This window comes from Lentimicrobium sp. S6, from assembly GCF_013166635.1.
Taxonomy (GTDB): domain Bacteria; phylum Bacteroidota; class Bacteroidia; order Bacteroidales; family UBA12170; genus UBA12170.
In genome coordinates this window covers 91,585-112,547 of record NZ_JABKBZ010000006.1, presented here as the reverse complement: position 1 = coordinate 112,547, position 20,963 = coordinate 91,585, and the positions used below count along the sequence as shown (strand labels likewise).

The following is a 20,963-nucleotide window of genomic DNA, read 5'->3' as shown; positions in this document are numbered from 1 at the left end:
TATAGAGTCGGCAGATTTGAATCAAATACTTTTTTAAATGGTAGACAACTTAGTTTTTGACATCCTTGTCTTTTGCAAGGAAATGAAATCGTTTACGTCAAATAAGAAGAATAATAAAAAACAAAATATGAAACACTTATCATCAATGATGTTGTTTATTTTGGCAATAGCTATATCAGGCTTTGCACAAGAAAAGCAATCAGTAAAAGCTACCGAATTTGGAATGCTACCAACGCCAACAGTAGTTCCAAGTATTGCAAAACAAATTGCAAATGGAACCATTCAATTAGCGGATCCTAATATGGACCCATTACCAGGGCATCCTAAGAGAAGAGGAGTAAATAATGTGGTACCAGGAAAAGGATTACCAGTTAATGGTGATGCATTAGTTGCTAATCAGGAAAGAGCGGTTAAGAAACAAGGTAGAGAAGCTTTATTGGTTTTCGATGCCAATACTTCTCCATATACTCCTTCGGATCCAACTGGAGCAGTAGGTCCAAACCACTTTGTTGGTGCTTGGAATACTGGATTTAGAGTTTTTGATAAGGAAGGAAATCCATTGACTTCTGCAATGAGTTTATCTACACTATTTCCAGGGAATAATGCCGGAGACCCTATTGTTTTATACGATGTAGAAGCTGATAGGTTTGTAATCACAGAATTTGATCACAGCCCTAATGGTTTAAATATTGCTATTTGTCAAGGACCAGATCCTGTAAATGACGACTGGCATGTTTATACTTCAGGATTAGGAACAGGAGCATTCCCAGATTACCCTAAGTTCTCTATTTGGTCTGATGGTTACTATATCACTGCCAATATCAATAGTTCCAATAGAATCTTCATTATGGAAAGAGATAAGATGCTAGTTGGTGATGATGCGCAGTTCGTATTACTTCCAATGCCAGGTCTTGCAAAAAATGGATTCTATAGTCCACAGTTTTTCAATACCACCGATGGCAATTTACCTCCAGTTGGAGAACCTGCTTATGTGGTATATATGCAAGATGATGCTTGGTCTGGAGTTTCTGAAGATCATTTAAAAATATGGAGTGTTACAGCCGATTGGGAAGATATTTCAAATAGTGAAATCTCTACCGCCGTTCAAATTCCAACAACTCCATTTGTATCTGTTTTTGATGGCGGGTCATTCTCAAATAGACCACAACCATCAGGGCCACAACAAGATGTATTGCAGGCAACAGTAATGAACCAAGCACAATACCGTAGATTCGCTGACCACAATTCAGCTATCTTTAATTTTGTTGTAGATGTCGAATCCTCAGGAGAAAAAGCTGGTATTCGTTGGTACGAGATGCGCCAAACTGCTGATGGAGAACCATGGGAGATTTATCAAGAAGGTACTTTCGTAAGTCCTAATAATAATAAAGATGCTTTCTCGGGGAGTATGGCTATGGATGGTCAAGGTAATATTGGAATGGGATATACAACAGTGAGTTCTACTGAAAAGATTGCCATTTATTTTACAGGACGTTATGCTTCTGATCCAGTTGGACAAATGACCATTGATGAAAGCTTAATTGCACAAAGTACAGCAAATAATCCTTCCAATAGATTAGCGGATTATGTACACTTAACTTTAGATCCTAGTGATGATAAGACTTTCTGGCATATTGCAGAGTATTTTAATGGTGGTAGAAAAGATGTGGTAGGAGCTTTCAAAATCGCCCCTGATTTTCAGAATGATATAGGAGTGGCTTCAGTCGATCAACCTGAGGATGGTTTGTTAACAGATTCTGAGTTGATTACCATAACTGTTTTTAATGCAGGAGAGGCAGAGCAAGCGAATTTTGAAGTGAATTATCAAATAGATGGTGGCGATATTATAACAGAAATATTTACTGCTACTATTGCGCCTCAGGGATACGAGAGTTTTACTTTTGCTCAAACAACAGATATGAGTACAATTGGTCAAACCTATGAAATCATGGCTTTTACAAGCCTAGCAGACGATGAGGATCCTAGTAATGATGCTGTAATTAAAGAGGTAACGCATTATGGTCCTACCGATTTAGGAGTTACAATGATAAATACACCAATGACTGGTGAGAACTTAAGCTCAGACGAACAAGTAAGTATCTCTATTAAAAACTTTGGTACTGAAGAACAAAGTGATTTTGATGTGTCTTATGATGCCGATGGTATGGTAGTATCGGAAGTGGTTAGTGGTCCTTTGGCTTTTGGTGAAACCCTAGATTATACTTTTACCTCCCCTGCTGATTTATCAGATTTAGGGATGCATTATATGAAAGCTTATACCTCATTAAGTGGTGATACAGATATGAATAATGATACTACACATAAATTAGTTGTGAATAGTAATTGTATTCCAATGGCCAATTGTGCCAATGATCATGAAATTGCTAGAATTCAATTGGGAACCATTGATAACGAAAGTGGTTGCTCTGAGAATGGATATGGTGACTTTGTAAATCAAATGACTGATTTGGTAAGAAACACAAGTCATGAACTCATTATGTCTGCCTCTTATGGAGATCAGTTCGTAAAAGTTTGGATAGATTTTAATGATGATTTTGTTTATGATGCTGATGAAGTAGTTGCTGCTTTTGAAATGGCAGATGGACAAGGTTCTGGTGACTATACACAAACTGAAGAATTAATTATTCCACAAAATGCTAACTTAGGTGAGCATTTAATGAGAGTTAAGTTAAGTTGGATTGTTCCCATTGGTGATGACCAAGCTTGTAATGATATTCCTGAAGGTGGTGAAACTGAAGATTATATGGTTAATGTTTTGTCTTATGTTGGAATTGAATCCATGCCTCTTCAAGAAGCGGAGATGATTGTGGCCAATATGGGTAATAATCAGTTTAGAGTTTCTATGAACTCTGCTGAAACTACTGAGCCGTTGAGAATCGATGTTCATAATACTATGGGTCAATGTTTATTGCATAATAGAGTCATTAAGACTAACGATCGCTATACTTACGATATTGATATGTCTTATGCAAAGCCTGGATTATATATCATTAGATTTGGAACTGATGAATATGGTAAGGTGAGAAAGATTTTGGTAAAATAAACCCAATACCATGAAACAAAAAAAGCGGAACCAATAGTTCCGCTTTTTTTGTTTTCAGAGCTTTTTATGCAAAAACAATATCTTTAATCACTTCTTTTCCAACGGCATAATTGAGGGCTTTCTTTAACTCGTCGCGGCGATAGCTTAGCTCGTGGCGTAACGCTGCAGAATCTAAATGAACGTAGAGAATCGACTGAGAAACTCGTTTACTTATAGTATGGTTGCAGATATGCTTTCCCATGATGTTTTCCCACTCTTGAAGGAGTCTGGTTTCGTCAACACCCTCCTCTAAATCATTTTCTTGGAGTACTTTTTTTAAAACATCTCCGATACTCATTTCTTTTCTTCCACTAAACATATCTTATGAATTTAAAGGGCTAATAACTTGATTTTCGATACTAAAGATTTTATGATCCATAGAATTATGTTCGAAAATATGCTCGATTCTTTCTTTCTGGGTATCAGTAATAAATACTTGCCCAAACTCTTCCTCATTAACTAATTTAATGATTTGCTCTACTCTTTGGCTGTCTAATTTATCGAAGATATCATCGAGTAAAAGAATGGGTTTTTGCTTTTTAATTTGGCGCATATATTCAAACTGAGCCAATTTGATGGCTATCACATATGACTTTTGTTGGCCTTGTGAACCATATTTTTTAATAGGGTAGGAGGAAATGGTAAATTCTAAATCATCTTTATGAATTCCAACAGATGTATATCGAATGGCTTGGTCTTTTCTCAAATTTTCTTTGAGTAAGAGGGAGAGTTCATTTTGATGAAGCTGTGAATTATATTTAATGCCCACCTCTTCCTTTCCATCGCTTATAAAACTAAAATATTTCTGAAATATAGGGCGAAAATCTTCAATAAATTGAGCTCTGACTTCAAAAATTTGACTCCCCAAATCGTTTAATTTATGATCCCACATTTCTAATAGATCGGCATCAAAACTTCTGTTCTCGGCAAAGCTTTTGAGCAATGCATTTCTTTGTTGTAAGGCCTTATTATAATTGAGGAGGTTGGTGAGGTAGAGTCCGTTAAATTGTGATATCACACCATCTAAATACTTTCTTCTCACATCGCTATGGTTGTTGATGAGGTCTCTATCGTAAGGTGAGATCATGACGAGTGGTAAGAGTCCGATATGGTCGGCCAAGCGATCATATTCTTTGTCATTGAGTTTGAACTGCTTTTTCTTATTGGGTTTAAGTACGCATTGTACCTTATCGTTAGAGCCATTTTGCTGTTCATAATATCCATGTATGGCAAAGAAATCCTGAGTATGACGTATGTTTTGAGAATCTATAGGATTAAAATAGCTCTTGCAAAATGATAAATAATAGATAGCATCCAAAATATTGGTTTTGCCCACGCCATTATTCCCAATAAAGCAATTTATCTTAGGAGAAAAGGAGATATCTCCCTCCGTATAGTTTTTGAAGTTTGTGAATTTCAGTTGTTTAAGGTGCATGGTTAGGTTTCTTCTTTACCATTCAAAGATATGGAAAAATAGCAGCCTCAAGCAATAAAAAAATGAAATCAGAATTAGCTGATAATCAATTTATGAGTTTCTTGAAGACCTTCACTATTGCTAATTTGAATAAAGTATAATCCAGCAGGGTAGAAGAGGAATCTATAAAAAGCTTTTTACCAAGCGCAATTGATGTGAATACTCCCCAATGTCCTTATTAAATATACCTTGATGATCAAGGGTATCTATTCTTACTTGTCCACTCGCATGAATAATCTCGTTTGGCGAAATAATAATACCCACATGAATAATATTACCCTCCTCATTATCGAAGAAAGCCAAATCTCCAATTTTAGCCTCCTCTAAAAAATTGAGTACTTCTCCTTGGGTGGCTTGTTGAGCGGCATCTCTAAAGAGTTTAATCCCCGCCATTTTGTAAACCATTTGTGTTAAACCTGAGCAATCAATTCCGAATGGCGTTTTTCCGCCCCATAAATATGGAGCATTCAAATAAGTCATGGCCAGCTTTAAGATTTCTTCAGAATTGGGTTTTGTAATCTCTACTATATCTTCGGGGGCTTCAAAAACCATTGTATTAAGCTTCATTTCTTTTCCAGAAAAGCTACAAGCTGGAGGAATAATCTGTTGGCCAAAGGGACTAGTGATGTTTGTAATCTCTTTGTTTACAAAATTGTTTTCTTGAGAAGCTAAAAAATCTTCGCTATTCATTTCTAATTGCTGTTTAGGATCTATATATCCTTCGTAATTATCGTATGAATTGCGAATAAGAATCCAATTTTTGGTCGTTTTTTCAAGGACTTCAAAAACATCGCCAAATAATAATTGGGAAATCATTTCACTGGTATCTGATGGATCTTTCCTCATGGGAACTATCGAAAGGTGGCAAAAACCAAAGCTCATAAGTTTGTATTTATTGGAATACAAAAATATACATTTTTCGACCTTCGGCATTCTTTTTTTAAGCATAAGTTTCCAAGTTTTATTGCCTAGCATCTGTTTAGTGAAATTATTATCTTTACTTTGCACAAATAAGTTATTTGAAAAGGAGAATGAAGAAATTAATATATTTTCTAAGATACAGATATACAATTATCTATAAAGTAATTTTGTTTTTGGCAGCCATGATAATCATGGTTTATTTCTTTCCAAAAACAGCCCGCTTTAGTTATGATTATAGTCAGGGATACCCTTGGACTTCTCAAAGCTTGATAGCTCCTTTTGATTTTGCGGTATTGAAAACGCCTCAAGAAGTTGAAAAAGAAAAGGAATTGCTACTGATGGAGGTAATCCCCTATTACAGATATGATGAAAAGATTGGAGACTCTCTAAAGCCAATAATACAAAAGGAATTTGAAATGAAATGGGCAGAGCATTATGGCGCTGCCGAAAAACTAGCCAAGAAGAAAAGAACCTGGGAATTTATCCATCAGAAATTTTCTTTGCTTGTACAAAAAGGGGTAAGAAGTTCGGTTATTAATAGGAACTCCAATGGTCATGTGAGTCTTTTAAAAGGAAATCAAGCTACAGTTATTCCTTTGAGTTCGATTTATACACTCTCCACTGCTCAGTATATGCTGGAGCAGGAATTAATAAATGGAGGGAATATAGATCAAACCATTGCCAAAGAAATTATTGCGGCTCATTTATTCCAAAATGTTTCCTATGATGAATTAATGACCACCAAAGAGGAAGAGGCCTTATTATCCAACTTATCATTATCCTATGGTTTGATACAAAAAGGAGAATTAATAATTGCAGAAGGGGAGTTGGTGACTACGGAAAAGTATCAGATTCTGGAGTCCCTAAGAGCCGAGTTTGTGAAACAAGTGGGAGGATCTAAAGAGTATATATGGACCACTATTGGTTTGGGGATTCTTATCATCATTGTGTTTTTATCATTGGCCATCTACTTAAACTTATTCAGACCTTCTATTTTACGTCATTCGAGCCAAATACTCTTGATTTTGGTGAGTATGATGCTTTTTGTGATTCCAGAAAGCCTTCTCATACAAAATTACCCCGATTATATACTTCTGTTGCCACTCCCACTATTGGCTATTATTATTAGAAGTTTTTTCGATGTGAGAACAGCTATGTTTGTATATCTGCTCACAGTAATCATTATTTCATCTTTCATCCCAGATGGATATAATTTTATTTTCCTTCAATTAATTACAGGTATTATCACCATAGTTTCTATTCATCGATTAAATAAACGGCGACAGTTTTATCTAACAAGCTTATGGATTTTCCTCTCCTATTCTTTTATATATGTGGCCTTGCTCTTGGTAAGAGATGGGAGTTTAAATCACATTGAAATTGATACTTTTTACCTTTTAGCCATTAGTGCAGCTTTGTCCTTATTTAGTTATCCCATTATCTATTTATTTGAAAAACTGTTTGGGCAAATTACGGCACTTACCTTATTGGAGTTATCTGACACTAATAATAAGTTGCTTCGAGATTTGGCTCATAAAGCACCAGGTACTTTTCAGCACAGTCTTCAGGTAGGAAACCTTTGTGAGGCTGCTTTAATAGAAGTAGGAGGGAATGCACTATTAGTAAGGGCTGGAGCTCTTTATCATGATATTGGGAAAATGTATAATCCCATGTATTTTATCGAAAACCAAACCACTCAAGTAAATCCTCACGACGAGTTGAGCTATGAGGAGTCTGCAGAAATTATTATTAGTCATGTGAAATATGGGGTTAAGCTGGCAAAAAAGCATCGCCTTCCTGAAATGATTATAGATTTTATAAGAACGCATCATGGAAATAGAAAGGCAGAGTATTTTTATAGAATGGCAGTGAAAGAGGAGGGAGTGGAAGAAGTAGACGAGAGTATTTATACTTATCCTGGCCCTATTCCATTCAGTAAAGAAACAGCAGTTTTGATGATGGCTGATAGTATAGAAGCGGCAAGTAGGAGTATTCCTAAGCCAGATGAGAATATCTTGAGTAATCTAGTTGATCAAATTATCACCGGACAAATGCAATCAGGCCAATTTGATAATGCTGACATCACCTTAAAAGAAATCAATCAAATCAAGAAAATTTTCAAGAAAATGTTACTTACCATCTATCATATTCGTATTGAATACCCAGATTAGATTCTTTTTTATCATCATTTCCTTATGTTTTATTTTGGTAAGTAAGTGATACTGTTAGCCAGAAACCTTCTTCTCGCTTCTGTTTTCTAAGGCCACCTTGTTTTTCTTTTTAACATATTGATGTCTATAGGTATAGAAGTAATAATTTCTTTGTTTTTCTACCTATGGTCTACCTTAAATCTACCTGTTTATTTTGGCCATTGAAGTAATTGAGAGTTTATTTGTGACCTGAAAACAAATAAAATGATTGTCATGAAAAAATGGATTCTATTATTATTGATTACCCAGATGCTTTTTGGTGTTATTTCCTGTAAGAAAGAAGAAGAACAAGTAAAACCTGAAGTGGAAATTCCACAGGGAGAATCTCCGTTTGTTGCACCAAATGTTATGGATGAAAACACACGTGCTATCATTTCTGAGATTGATACCAGCGATTTTACTTTTGTATTTAAAGGAGAATCTGAAATAACAAAAACACTGGAAGTGGGAAGTATTTTAGTAGATAGTGCTTCTGAGATGGCTCCATATGGTTATCTAAGAAAAGTAAAAAGCATCAATAGTAAAGATGGAGAGTTAACTATTCAAACTGAGCAAGCCGTATTAACTGATATTGCAGAAGAAGCCAGCATCAGGTTTAGTACAGGTCAATTGAATAGGAGTCATATTCAAAAAGTAGTCTTTGCTGAAGGTGTTAACTGGTCTGAGCATAAGGACCCAAATTTTTCAGTTTTTTCATTTGATTACAGAAAATCCATTAGTGGAAGCAATGGTGAATTTGTAATGGAAGGACATACTTCTTTAGATATGGAATTCTTCTTTAATTTCGATTGGGAATGGGTATGGGAATTGGACTGGTCACTGGGCCATCCAGTGGTTAAATTATTTGAAAGTGGAGTTATTATTGACCAAGCAGCCTCTATTCAAACTCAAGCCACAGGAATTATGGAAATTGATAAGAAAAGGTATTCCCTTGCTAGTTTTTATTTCACACCATGGACTTTTATGGTAGGTCCTGTTCCTGTTGTCTTTTATCCTCGCATTGAATTGTTTTTGGAATTAGATGGCAGTGTAACTGCTGAATTTACAGCAGGGGCTAGCGAAGATTTTCATGCTGAGTTAGGGGTGAGATATACTTTGGAAGATGATTGGAGAGAAATTTCGAATTATACCTATACAACTGACTTCTCAGCGCCTAATATGAGTATGGATGTTAATTATACTGCTGATATAGGTCCAGAGATATCATTATTGCTTTACGGTGTAGCTGGACCATTTGCTAATGTTACAGCTTTTGGGCAATTGTCCTCTCATCTTGAAGGAGTGCATGGGTATTGGGATTTGGATTTTATAGTTGGTTCCAGGGCTGAGGTTGGTGTATTAATAGATGTATTGGGGTTTAGGGAGGATAAAGCTTTTCTTATTGATCTTTTTAGAGATACCTTATTACATTATGATAATGAACCATTTGGGAATGCTATTTATTTAGATAATCCAATTAATGGTAGTAATTATGCTTTAGGAAATAATATCATGCTAACGGCAAGCTATACAGGTTCTGTGCCCGATCAAGTGGTGTTTAATATCAATGATGATGTGGTTTTTCAAGATGATGATGCCCCGTTTGAGTATTTATGGGAGACAGAAGGATTGGAAGCTGGGGCTTATGAAATAAAAGTAAAAGAAATGCTTGGAGGCGTGAAAATATCTGAGGATGATGCAATGATTAGTCTGCAGCAGGTATTTTGGAGCGAGATTGATTTAAATGATTTGGGAATTGGTGATAACACACGGTGTACTGATTTTGTTTTCTTTGGGTCAAATGATGCTTGGATGACTACATCAGAACCAGGTGCCGGTAAGCTTTTAAAGACTGTGGATGGCGGTGATACTTGGCAAGTAATTACAGCGAGTAATTTGGGCATCGAAAAAATGAATATGTTTAATAGCAGTGGTCAAGGATTTTATCTAACCTCTAACCAAAAAGTATATCATACTGCGGATAATGGTTTAGGTTTTGAAGAGTTGGAATATGGAAATGAATTCTATACCCAGCCTACCTTTCAATGGAAAGATATATTTGGAATTGGAACTAATTTGGATGGAGAAATAATAGCTGTTGGAAAAGACACTGGTATACCCTATCAATTTGAAATATATCGTGCCAACTCGGCAAGTCATGAGCCCATAAGTGATTATGGAATTCCACATCCTAATGAATATGGTTACCCTCCTCAAATTTATACCAGAGGAAATACAGCTATAGTTTACGGTATACAAGATGAAAATGTAGCAGATAAGAGTTATTATTTAACCTCTAATGATGGTGGACTAAGTTGGATCGATCATGAATTTGGAGGAGTGACTCTTCAGGATATTTTAGAGGATGCCGCTATATTAAATGAAGACCAATGGTGGATTGTGGGACAGAATGAAAATGGAGCAGCTTTAGTTCTAATTACAGAAAATGCTGGGCAATCTTGGGAAGTATTAGAATTTGATGATATCGATGGTTTCCATTCGGTACATTTTGTAGATGCAAATGAGGGTTATGCAACCATAAATAAGTTGACTAGCAATAAAATGCCTAAGCTTTATCAAACTCTTGATGGAGGTCATTCTTGGGATCCTGTTTTTGGAGTAGAAAGCATTTATGGAATGGAAAAGGTAAGCTTTATCGGAAATGAACTTGGAGTTGTAATTGGTCAAGGTCCTATTATTTATAAATTTGGAATTGGCGATTAAAATTCATAGATAACAGAAAGTAAAGGCATTCTTCTGATGGAGGGTGCCTTTTTAGTTTTTCAGAATCAGCATTCCAACTTTACAATCTAGACATTTCTTAAAATCGCAATAATGGGTTTTAAGCTGTATCATGGCTTGTGATTCCAATGCGTTCTTTGGCTTTTTTCCAAGCTCAGCAAATTTCTTTGTGATTTGGTTCTTTTCTGCAATAATTTCACTTAAAAACCCTATGGCTCTATCTTCATATTTGCTTTCGCCTTTGTTTCTTCCATAAACAAATAGAAATGGAATTACAGCATTTATCATTAGGCCCATCCTACTTGCAGCTCCCAGCTTTTTAATTCTTGAGGAGGATGGGACATCAAATCTATAGTGGGTATCCCAAAAGGCTGAAGCATGAGATTCAAATAATTGGTGGAGTTGCTTGAGTTCCGAAGTTTCCAATATTTTACTAAATAAAAAGTCACTTCGGCTCATTAAAAAGGCTAATTGTGCAATTCTAATATCTGGAAAGGCTGCTGGTCGCAACCTCATATATTTCCACAAGTGCTTTGGCATGGGGACCAACTTGTACTTCTTGCTTAAAAACGCGTATTCTTGTTTTAACTTTTGGTGATATTCACCTTCTTTGACCTCCTCCAATAATCCTGCTTGCCCAAACAATAGGGCTTCAATTTGAAATAGTTGATCTTTATGTTTTGCCAGAATATTTGGTTGAGTAGAACGTGCTAATATTTGAAAAGGAAGTTGATTTATCTTTTGTCCAAAATATCCCGAAATGCTAATGAAAAAGGCCATTTCCCAATCCATTAAGGCGCTTTCTAATAATTCTGAAACCGATGCTGATTTGTTTTCTAATCGTTCTATCGCCAAGCGTTCCAGCCAGTTGCTCCATTCAAAATCGTTAATACCTTCCAATTGTTGAGCGCATGGAATCCAGTTTTTATTATGAAGTAGGTATTCATACTTTTCTAATGAATATGAATCAAATTTACCTTTAAGTTCCAAACATTTTAATTGCTGTTCATCTTGGGTTTTTACTATCTTATCACACTCATAAACCACATGAAGGATGGTGTTGTTATATGCTGGGTCTTTTTGATGTTGGTGTCTGTTCCAATCGGAAGATCGGACATGAATTTCTACATTTCCAACCCAAGTAGTTTCTCCAATATGGATTTTTGCATTAAAAAAATCAGGGCCAGAGTCAGTATTTAGAATACCAGGTTTTATGATATTTATATCTTCTCCATCGGTTGTAAATAAAGGAGTATGGAATAGTTGATACCTCCATAAATAGTAAAAAAAGGCTTCGGTCATGACACGTTTAAGTTTAGGGATGACCAAGGTACGAAATATTTTTATTTGATTTTAAGAGTTGAAAACGAATATTAGAGGCTTTTTTTGATAAAATAATAAGAAAAGAGGTTGACCATATTCAGCATTAGAATTCTTAATCACCTAATATAACTCTTGAACCTTAAATGATAAACCAGTAGACCCTATCATAAATCTTAAATCAAAAAAACCTATCATAAATCATAAATCATAATTCAAGATTCGTTAATCTACAATCCTAAATCTATCAGTCTACCTTAATAAGCTCACCTTCGGCGCATTGGTATTTAGTGGAGTCATATTTACCAAATAGGGAGTAGTCATGTGTAGCCATAAGAACCGCTCTATCTTCCCTACTGATTTGGAAAAGTAAGTCCATAATTTCCTGAGAGGAGATAGGATCTAGGTTTCCAGTGGGCTCATCTGCAAGTATAAGTAGTGGATCATTAACTAAGGCACGAGCAATACTTAAGCGTTGTTGCTCTCCACCTGAAAGCTGATAGGGCATATTCTTTCCTTTGTTTTTCAAACCTGTTTTGCTCAAAAGCTCCGCTACCTTGTCTTTCATATGATCTTTGTCTTTCCAACCTGTGGCCTTCATGACAAAAATCAGGTTTTCCTCTACATTTCTGTCAAATAACAGCTGGAAGTCTTGGAATACAATCCCCAATTTTCTTCTTAAAAATGGAATTTCTTTGTCTTTTATTTGAGGAAGATCCACATCTGTAACACTAGCTTTCCCTTTTAGAATTGGAACATCTGCATAAAGCGCACGTAATAAACTACTTTTTCCACTCCCCGTTTCGCCAATTAAATAATTGAATTCTCCAGTTTTAAGTTCGTAGTTCACATTCTTCATTACCAAGCTGTCACCCTGATAAATATCTACTCCTTCTAATCGAATGACGGTTTTTTGCTTCATGCTATTATTTTGCCGCTAAAATAATGTATTTTCATGAGCCAAATAAAAAATGGGTTCACAAATTACAAAGTGGAGCCATTATTATATTCTTTTAGCATAAAGATAAGTTTGGATAACTTCAAGCTCCATGCTTCAAACTCTTAATCCAAATCTTAAATCTTTTGAATTTACTTGCTGTATTTTTATGGCTTTGAATGATGTCAGGTTTTTTGAAGACATTATCTGCATTTTCTTCACCAGAAATCTCTTCTGCAAATGGTTTTATACCCTTGTTTTTATTTTTAGAGTATTTAGATTCTTGATATTTTAAACTGCAAAACAAACTATTCGACATATTTTTCTCAATATTGTATGCACAAAAATAAACTTTCGGAATGTTCAAAATGGAGCATTTCATTATAGGACCTATTAATTCAGGGATTTACGTAAGGAGTGTTTAAGATAGACAGTACGATAATCATGACAGAAGCTTTGTTATTTAAATCTAAAGTTAAATGGCTAAATCAATTAAGAACCATTCCGAATAATTACTATATTTGATCAAATTTTTTTCTTAATGCAATTATTCCACATCTTAAAAAAAATACCAAGTCAGATATATCTGTTTTCGGGCATATTATTATTTGTTTTTGTATTCCCTTTAATTGATAGAGTCACTATTTTTGATTTTGTTGGTCCGCTTGCCTATAGTATTATGACCATATCTATTTTGTCGGTAATAGAAAGAAAAAAGCAGAAGAAATTAAAGTACTTATTTATTCTAGTAGCCATCAGTATCATTTTCATTTGGGTAATGTATTTTAGTCCTCGAAGTTATTTGAGTTTGGTTTCGTTTGTGTTAAGTCTTTCTGTCTTTTTTACTACCATTGTTTTGCTGATTCAGCAGATTGTACAAAGCAAAGAGGTAAATACTAAGGTTATTTTAGAAGCAATTAGCGCTTACCTTTTGTTGGGAGTTATGTTTACTTTAACAAATTCATTAATTTGGACATTTGATCATGATAGTATCGGAATTACAAGTCCAGATATTGCAGATTTTGTGTATTATAGCTTCATAACCCTTACTACTATTGGTTATGGGGATATTTCACCAGTTAGTGATTTGGCAAAAATGACAAGTATCTTATTTGGATTATCGGGTCAATTATATTTAACCATTATTATGGCATTCATTATCGGAAAATTTTTAAATAGATAATAAACAAAACTAATTAATATGAAAACCATCAATTTACTGCGAGCGCTAATTCTGCTTTTAGTGTCCGTTTTTATTTTTAGCTCCTGCACAGAGCAGAAAAAACAACTACCACCAACCCAGGTTACTGTGGTTCAAGTTTTACAAAAGGATGTTCCCATCACTCATGAGTTTATTGGACAAACCTATGGTTTATACGATATTCCTATTCGAGCTCGAGTTCAAGGGTTTCTAGAGGGCATTCATTTTAAAGAAGGAACAGTAGTGAAAAAAGGCGATCATCTTTATTCAATTGATGCTCAGTCTTATAAAGCTGATGTAGCAGGCCAATTGAGTGATGTAGCTGGAGCAAAAACCGGTTTGGTGAAAGCGGAAAATGATTTAAACAGATATAAACCTCTTGCTGCAGCAAATGCTGTTAGTCAGTCGGATCTTGATAATGCTGTTGCTCAGTATGATGCAAGTGTAGCGCAAGTTGCAGCAGCCCAAGCAAATTATGAAATTGCTCAAATTGAATTAGGCTATACCGAAATCTATTCACCAATTGATGGAATTATTGGTAAAACCAACGCCAAAGTTGGTGAGTTTGTTGGGCAAGATCCAAATCCTGTTATTTTAAATACTGTTTCCGATGTGAGTTCTGTTAATGTAGAATTCTTTTTGCCTGAGGCTCAGTATTTGATGTTGGCCCGTGCATTTAAAGGATATCTCGAGAAATCGAAAAGTCCAACAGCTGATGATGATAAATATTTAGAATTGGCATTGTCGGATGGTAGCATATTTGAGCATCATGGTGATGTGGTATTTATTGATAGAGAAGTAAATCCAAGCACAGGTTCCATATTGGTTCAGGCGCGTTTCCCAAATCCAGAGGGTCTCTTACGTCCAGGTCAGTATGCTAAAGTTAGAGCTCATTTAAATGATATAAAGGATGCTTTGCTAGTGCCTCAATCTTGTGTGATTGAATTACAAGGTCAGTATTCAGTTTTTATTGTTGATGATAGCAGTCATGTTCAGACTGTTCAAGTAGAAATGGGACCTAAGTATAAAGATTACTGGGTAGTATCAAAGGGCTTAAAGTCTACCGATAAAGTGGTTTTTGATGGTGTTCAAAAAGTAGGAAATGGAATGAAAGTTATTGCCAAAGAGGTCACTTATAAATCCAAGGCCCTTAAACAATAAAATTGAGAAAAGATGGCAGAAGATAAAGGAAATTTTTTTGTGCACCGGCCTATTGTTGCAATGGTAATTGCTATTGTGATTGTGATTGTGGGTGCCGTGATGCTTTTAGGATTGCCAATTGAGCAATACCCTAATCTAACTCCACCTATTGTTCAGGTGAGAGGAACATACACAGGAGCCAATGCGCTCAACGTTGAAGAATCAATGGCTACGCCACTAGAGCAGTCGATTAATGGTGTTGACAATATGATTTACATGAAATCTACAAATGCCAATGATGGTAGCATGTCGATAGATATTTCATTTGATGTGGGGACTGATCCTGATATGAACACCGTATTGGCTCAGAACCGTGTTTCTGCTGCTACGGCAAAATTACCCGAAGCAGTTAAGAAATACGGTGTAACCACTGAAAAATCACTTCCGAATATTTTAATGCTGGTAACCTTGACTTCTGATGGTAGATATGATCAGGATTTCCTTGGTAATTATGCTTTAATAAATATTAAAGATCAGTTGGCCAGAATCAAAGGAGTCGGGCGTGTTAATGTTCTTGGAGCCTCAGATTATTCCATGAGAATTTGGATTAAACCTGATAGATTGACCCAGATGGGCTTAACTGTTCCCGAGATTCTTAATGCCATAAACGAACAAAACGTGGTAGTTCCTGGTGGTAAGTTTGGCGCCGAACCTGCTCCTGCAGGAACAGAGTTTACCTACACTGTAAGACTGCCAGAGCGGTTTAATTCACCGGAAGCTTTTGGAGAAATTGTAGTTAGAACCCAATCCGATGGTTCTCAAGTGAAATTGAGAGATGTAGCCTCCATAGATTTAGGAGTGGAAACTTATAATGCTTTTACTAGATTAAATGGCGAAACCTGTTCTATCATTGCTTTGTATCAAGCTCCGGGTTCCAATGCAGTTGAGTTAGCACAAAATGTAATTGCAGAAATGGATCTTCTTAAGACGAACTTTCCAGAGTCTGTAAAATATGATGTGTCTTTAGATTCTACGGCACCAATTACGGCTGGTATTAAAGATATTATAGTTACACTAATCATTGCTTTAATTTTAGTAATTTTAGTGGTATTCATCTTTATACAGGACTGGCGAGCAACCTTAATTCCAACTCTTGCTATACCAGTTTCTTTGGTAGGCGCATTTATATTCTTCCCATTATTAGGTTTCACTATTAATGTACTTTCACTATTAGGACTGGTATTAGCCATTGGTATTGTAGTGGATGATGCTATTGTCGTAGTAGAGGCTGTTCAGGTTAATATTAGCAAAGGCATGAAAGCCAAAGAAGCCACTTTAGATGCCATGCGTAAAGTAACTGCTCCTGTTATTGCAACAACCTTAGTATTGGTCGCAGTTTTTATTCCGGTAGCAGGGATGGCAGGTATTACCGGTTTGCTTTATCAGCAGTTTGCTATTACTATTGTGGTTTCTGTTCTCGTTTCTTCTGTGAACGCACTTACACTTAGTCCGGCTTTATGTTCTCTATTGTTGAAAGAGCCCAAGCCTTATAAAGGTCCTTTGGGATGGTTCTTTGCTAAGTTTAATAACGGAATGAACAAGACAACAGATGCATATATGAGCTTTACTTCAGTTGTAACTCGTAAATTGAAGCGTTCGGCTATATTTATTTTATTAATTTCTGTGGCTGCTGGTTTCTTCGGAAAACTAGTTCCTGGTGGATTTATTCCTGAAGAAGACATGGGATATTTCTTCGTGAATATCCAATTACCAGATGCTTCTTCATTACAAAGAACCGATGTGGTAGCCAAGAAAATTGAGCAGATATTAATGAAGCACCCAGAGGTTGAGTATATATCTACAGCTACGGGATTCTCCCTGTTAAGTGGTGCGATGTCTTCTAATACTGGTTTCCTTTTTGCCAGTTTGAAAGATTGGAGTACCAGAGAGAAAACAGCCAAAGATTTAATTCGTGAAATAAATGGTGAATTACATGTAGGTATAAAAGAGGCTCAGGCTTTTGCTTTTGGTCCTCCAGCTATTCCTGGTTTAGGCAGTGGTTCTGGATTTAGTATCATGTTGCAAGATAAGGGAGGAAATACCCCTCAATACTTATCTGAGAATATGATGAAGTTTATCAAAGAAGCCAATGCTAGACCTGAAGTAGGAAGTGCTTTTTCTACCTTTCAGGCGACTGTTCCGCAGCGTTATATGGATGTTGACAAGGAAAAGGCATTGAAAATGGGAATCAGCTTAAGCGATTTATACCAAACGGTTGGTGCTTTTATGGGTGGTGCTTATGTAAATGACTTTACTCGTTTTGGTCGTTTATATAAAACCTATATTCAAGCAGAACCCCAGTATAGAAACAAAGAATCTGACATCAGTAATTTCTTTATCAGAAATAATATAGGAGAAATGGTGCCATTAGCTACGATTGTTACCATTAAACCTATTGCTGGACCTGAATATACCAATCGATTTAACTTATTTAGAGCTGTTGAGGTTACAGGATCTCCAGCTACAGGATTTACCTCTGCACAAACAATGTCAGCTCTTGAGGAAGTCGCAGCCGATGTATTACCAAGTGACATGAGTTACGCATGGAACGCGATGTCTTATCAAGAAAAGAAAGCTTCAGGTTCCTTAGGTATTATCTTAACCTTTTCTTTAATATTTGTATTCCTTATATTATCAGCTCAATACGAAAGTTGGTCATTGCCATTAAGTATTTTGCTAGGAACTCCATTTGCCATTTTTGGTGCCTTATTTGCACTTTGGGTGGCTCGTTTGGGGAGTGAAACTTTTGAGAATAATATTTTTGCGCAAGTGTCATTTGTGATGCTTATAGGTATGGCAGCTAAAAATGCCATTTTGATTGTGGAGTTTGCAAAGGACGAGTTTGATAAGGGTATTTCTCTAGTTGAAGCGGCTTTAAGTGCGGCTCGTTCTCGTTTCCGACCAATTTTGATGACTGCCTTTAGTTTTATTTTAGGTGTATTTCCATTGGTTGTAGCAACAGGTTCTGGTGCTGAATCTAGAAAAGTGATGGGAATGGCTCTGTTAGGAGGTATGGGATTAGCAACACTTCTAGGAGTGTTTATGTATCCAATGCTTTTTGTAGCTATTGGTAAGTTGTTTGGTTACGAAAAACAACGTGATAGAAAATTAGCATTAGAGCAAGAAGCAATAAAAGCTGAATAGTAGATTTAAAATAAGACAAATGAAAATATTAAAATATATCATAGTTTTTGGTGTCCTTACAGCTTTTTTAAGCTCTTGTATGATGGGACCAAAATTTCAAAAGATAGAGGTGGAATCACCACAAGCCTACTTGGGAGCAAATATCACCACTGATTCTATTAATTTAAAATGGTGGGAGATTTTCGACGATCCTGTTCTCGATACTCTTGTCGTACATTCCTTAATTTATAATAAGGATGTCTTAATGGCAGCAAAGAGAATTGAACAAGCAAGAGCATATTATGGCATGACAAAAGCCGATATGCTTCCTGTTTTCGATATTTCGGCAGGTGCTTCCAGAGGAAATTTCTTAGGAGCTGGCAATAAAATGTCAGCTGCCGATAATTCGTTTTATGTGACACCTTCGCTTTCTTGGGAACTCGATTTCTGGGGGAAGTATAGGCGGTTAAGCGAAGCTGCTCAGGCAGATCTGTTAGCCTCTGAATATGGAATGAGAAGTATGCAGATTTCTTTAATCTCTGATCTAAGTACTTTGTATTTTGAGCTATTGGATTATAGAAAACGCCTCGAAATTTCTAAGATTACCGTTGAACTCAGAAAGAATTCCTTAGATATAATTCAAATGAGGTTTGATGAGGGAATTGTTCCTGAAATCGATGTGAACCAAGCTGAAGCTCAATGGGCTGTGGCCTCTGCAGCGGTTCCTTCCTACGAAAGAGCAGTTATTCAAACTCAGTACGCATTAAGTGTTTTGGCTGGTGAAAATCCACGATTATTAGTTCAGTATACTAATTTAGAAGATCAGGCTTTACCTATTGAAATACCAACAGGGTTGCCTTCAGAACTGCTAAGAAGACGCCCTGATATTGCACAAGCTGAGGCTCAATTTAAATCACAAAATGCTCAAATTGGTGCAGCTATTGCTGCTCGCTTTCCAAGTATTAGCATTACTGGTTTATTTGGCGCAGCTAGTAACGACTTAGCATCTCTCACTACCGGAGGAATGGCCTGGTCAGCAGGAGCCAGCCTTTTGAGTCCTCTTTTTAATTTTGGAAAAAATAAAAGGAGAGTAGAGGTAGAGAGATATAAAGCTGAAGAAATGATACTCAACTACGAAAATGTAGTATTGTACGCTTTTAAAGAAGTAGAGGACGCATTAATTAATATTTCAAGCTATACTGATGAATTGGAAGCTAGGGAAATTCATTTTAAAGCTACTGCTAACGCTGCTAAATTGAGTGCACTTCGTTATGACAAAGGTGTGACGAGTTATTTGGAAGTTTTAGAGAATGAAAGATCTGCTTTTGAAGCAGAACTTAAATTAACTGAGATTAATCAAGAGCTTTTAAATTCTTATGTTGCGCTGTATAAATCACTTGGTGGAGGTTGGTTAAATAGTGAAGAAGAACAGGCTTATCAAGCTGAACAAGCAAAATAGTAATAAGACTTAGGTTAAAAAAAACCGACATTTTTATGTCGGTTTTTTTATGATTAAAATCTTTTTTCTTTTAGTTTTCTGTGTATGTACAGATGCAATCAGCACTGTTACCTTCAGATTCAAATCTATAAGAAGTCCAAGTGATGATTGAGCCTGTAAGTTTTCCATTTCCACTCACAGAATATCCGCCTCCAATATCTTGGCTTTCAACATAGATAGAGTTTCCAGCTATAACTGCTTCTGCTGAGTATCCTAAATTGGCGAAATTTGAAATGATGACTTGGGTAGAATTGAATTCGTCAAGTACAATATTCACTCCATAAGTTTGCTTGGAACATTGATCGTTTGCTGTCCAATCTCCAACATATTCTTCTCTCACATCTCCGTCGCCAAAAAGATCATTTTCTTTGGTGCATGATTGGAAAATCCAGATCGCAGATATTAAAAGGCTTAAAATGATAATCCCTTTTTTCATGTATTTAAATTTTTACAAGCTTTTCGGAAGCAATGATTTGGCTTTTATGCCTTATCTGAATGAAATATAAGCCTTCCGAATAGGCTTCAAGGTTTAATTTAATGATTTGTTGATGCGAATCAAGATATATGGGGAAGGAATTTAAAATTTGGCCACTAATATTGAGTAATTCTATTTTGAAAGACCCTGAGAATTCTACCTCTAAATATAGATTTGTATGCTGATTCACAGGATTTGGGCTTATTTCTATCCTGTTTCTTTGGTTGTTTAATTCTGATGTTCCAACACTGCAGTCATACAATTCAGCTCCTAAGCTAAGTAAAAGTGAATTGAGAGAATCGCGAGTTGGAAAAGCATTGGGACCGTAAAATTGACCTGCAATTTCTCCATCGGGCATAATCACTAAACAAGTAATATGAGAAGCTATCTCATAAAGCTCATTTACTTCATTCCCTGTCCCCTGAGTTCCACTTGCACAAGGGTATCCAACGGCATGAGCTGAAATAAAATCAGTGACACCAATATTATTTGCTCCCCAGTTGATTCCAAGGAAAAAAACATCGCCTTGATTACAACCGAAATCTTGGTGAGATAATACTATTTCAGGAGTATAAATATTGCATGAGCCGCAGGTGGTGGTGAAAAATGGAAGAACTACAATTTTCCCTTGTTCCAAATAGGAACTTAGAAAATGCATTTCTCCCGTTACATCTTTCACCGAAAAATCTTCAGCTTCACTTAAGCCAGATTGAGCATTTAGCTGAGAAAAGCTAAAAACCAAAAAGAGGATGATATAGTTTTGAAGATTCTTCATTTGTT

The 20,963-nt window shown here is 36.0% G+C and carries 15 protein-coding genes; 7 read left to right on the top strand and 8 right to left on the bottom strand.

Annotated features, from left to right (window positions below; all coding sequences use genetic code 11):
- Positions 1–127 precede the first annotated feature (127 nt).
- Positions 128–3,064: a GEVED domain-containing protein gene (locus HNS40_RS04175; protein ID WP_172277989.1), complete on the top strand. Its 2,937-nt coding sequence runs from the start codon at positions 128–130 to the stop codon at positions 3,062–3,064.
- Between the two features lie 64 nt (positions 3,065–3,128).
- Here the strand turns inward: HNS40_RS04175 and HNS40_RS04170 are convergent, their stop codons facing one another.
- The 3 genes from HNS40_RS04170 to HNS40_RS04160 form a co-directional block, all read right to left on the bottom strand.
- A complete protein-coding gene (locus tag HNS40_RS04170; RefSeq protein ID WP_172277987.1) occupies positions 3,129–3,422 on the bottom strand; it encodes a DUF721 domain-containing protein in 294 nt (97 codons plus the stop codon).
- 3 nt (positions 3,423–3,425) lie between these two features.
- Complete coding sequence (locus HNS40_RS04165; RefSeq protein WP_172277985.1) at positions 3,426–4,538, bottom strand: DNA replication/repair protein RecF; 1,113 nt, start codon at positions 4,536–4,538, stop codon at positions 3,426–3,428.
- Between the two features lie 162 nt (positions 4,539–4,700).
- Positions 4,701–5,459, bottom strand: coding sequence for a C40 family peptidase (locus HNS40_RS04160; protein ID WP_172277983.1), 759 nt, complete (start codon positions 5,457–5,459; stop codon positions 4,701–4,703).
- 149 nt (positions 5,460–5,608) lie between these two features.
- Here HNS40_RS04160 and HNS40_RS04155 point away from each other — a divergent pair, with 149 nt between their 5' ends.
- Both HNS40_RS04155 and HNS40_RS04150 read left to right on the top strand, forming a co-directional pair.
- Positions 5,609–7,669 carry an HD family phosphohydrolase gene (locus HNS40_RS04155; protein WP_172277981.1) on the top strand — a complete coding sequence of 687 codons (2,061 nt, stop codon included), beginning with the start codon at positions 5,609–5,611 and terminating at the stop codon, positions 7,667–7,669.
- A gap of 252 nt (positions 7,670–7,921) precedes the next feature.
- On the top strand, positions 7,922–10,411 hold the full coding sequence (locus tag HNS40_RS04150; RefSeq protein WP_172277979.1) for an Ig-like domain-containing protein: 2,490 nt from the start codon (positions 7,922–7,924) through the stop codon (positions 10,409–10,411).
- A 51-nt stretch (positions 10,412–10,462) separates the two neighbouring features.
- On the opposite strand, the gene HNS40_RS04145 is transcribed toward HNS40_RS04150, so the two are convergent.
- From HNS40_RS04145 to HNS40_RS04135, 3 genes are all read right to left on the bottom strand, one after another.
- Positions 10,463–11,731 (bottom strand): DUF2851 family protein, encoded by a 1,269-nt coding sequence (locus tag HNS40_RS04145; RefSeq protein ID WP_172277977.1) that lies wholly within the window; start codon positions 11,729–11,731, stop codon positions 10,463–10,465.
- A 265-nt stretch (positions 11,732–11,996) separates the two neighbouring features.
- The gene (locus HNS40_RS04140; protein WP_172277975.1) at positions 11,997–12,671 is read right to left on the bottom strand and encodes a cell division ATP-binding protein FtsE; all 675 of its coding nucleotides are present in this window, start codon (positions 12,669–12,671) and stop codon (positions 11,997–11,999) included.
- 118 nt (positions 12,672–12,789) lie between these two features.
- Complete coding sequence (locus HNS40_RS04135; RefSeq protein WP_172277973.1) at positions 12,790–13,005, bottom strand: hypothetical protein; 216 nt, start codon at positions 13,003–13,005, stop codon at positions 12,790–12,792.
- Between the two features lie 222 nt (positions 13,006–13,227).
- Between HNS40_RS04135 and HNS40_RS04130 the strand changes: the two genes are divergently transcribed.
- Genes HNS40_RS04130 through HNS40_RS04115 form a run of 4 tightly spaced genes read left to right on the top strand, consistent with a single transcriptional unit; the run spans position 13,228 to position 19,669 of the window.
- The gene (locus HNS40_RS04130) at positions 13,228–13,869 is read left to right on the top strand and encodes a potassium channel family protein (RefSeq protein ID WP_172277971.1); all 642 of its coding nucleotides are present in this window, start codon (positions 13,228–13,230) and stop codon (positions 13,867–13,869) included.
- Between the two features lie 18 nt (positions 13,870–13,887).
- Entirely contained in the window at positions 13,888–15,048 is a 1,161-nt protein-coding gene (locus HNS40_RS04125) for an efflux RND transporter periplasmic adaptor subunit (protein ID WP_172277969.1), read from the top strand.
- Positions 15,049–15,060: 12 nt separating this feature from the next.
- On the top strand, positions 15,061–18,231 hold the full coding sequence (locus HNS40_RS04120; protein WP_172277967.1) for an efflux RND transporter permease subunit: 3,171 nt from the start codon (positions 15,061–15,063) through the stop codon (positions 18,229–18,231).
- Positions 18,232–18,250: 19 nt separating this feature from the next.
- The gene (locus HNS40_RS04115; RefSeq protein WP_172277965.1) at positions 18,251–19,669 is read left to right on the top strand and encodes an efflux transporter outer membrane subunit; all 1,419 of its coding nucleotides are present in this window, start codon (positions 18,251–18,253) and stop codon (positions 19,667–19,669) included.
- 70 nt (positions 19,670–19,739) lie between these two features.
- Here HNS40_RS04115 and HNS40_RS04110 read toward each other — a convergent pair whose 3' ends face one another.
- Complete coding sequence (locus HNS40_RS04110; RefSeq protein ID WP_172277963.1) at positions 19,740–20,144, bottom strand: hypothetical protein; 405 nt, start codon at positions 20,142–20,144, stop codon at positions 19,740–19,742.
- Between the two features lie 4 nt (positions 20,145–20,148).
- On the bottom strand, positions 20,149–20,958 hold the full coding sequence (locus tag HNS40_RS04105; RefSeq protein WP_172277961.1) for a T9SS type A sorting domain-containing protein: 810 nt from the start codon (positions 20,956–20,958) through the stop codon (positions 20,149–20,151).
- Positions 20,959–20,963 lie beyond the last annotated feature (5 nt).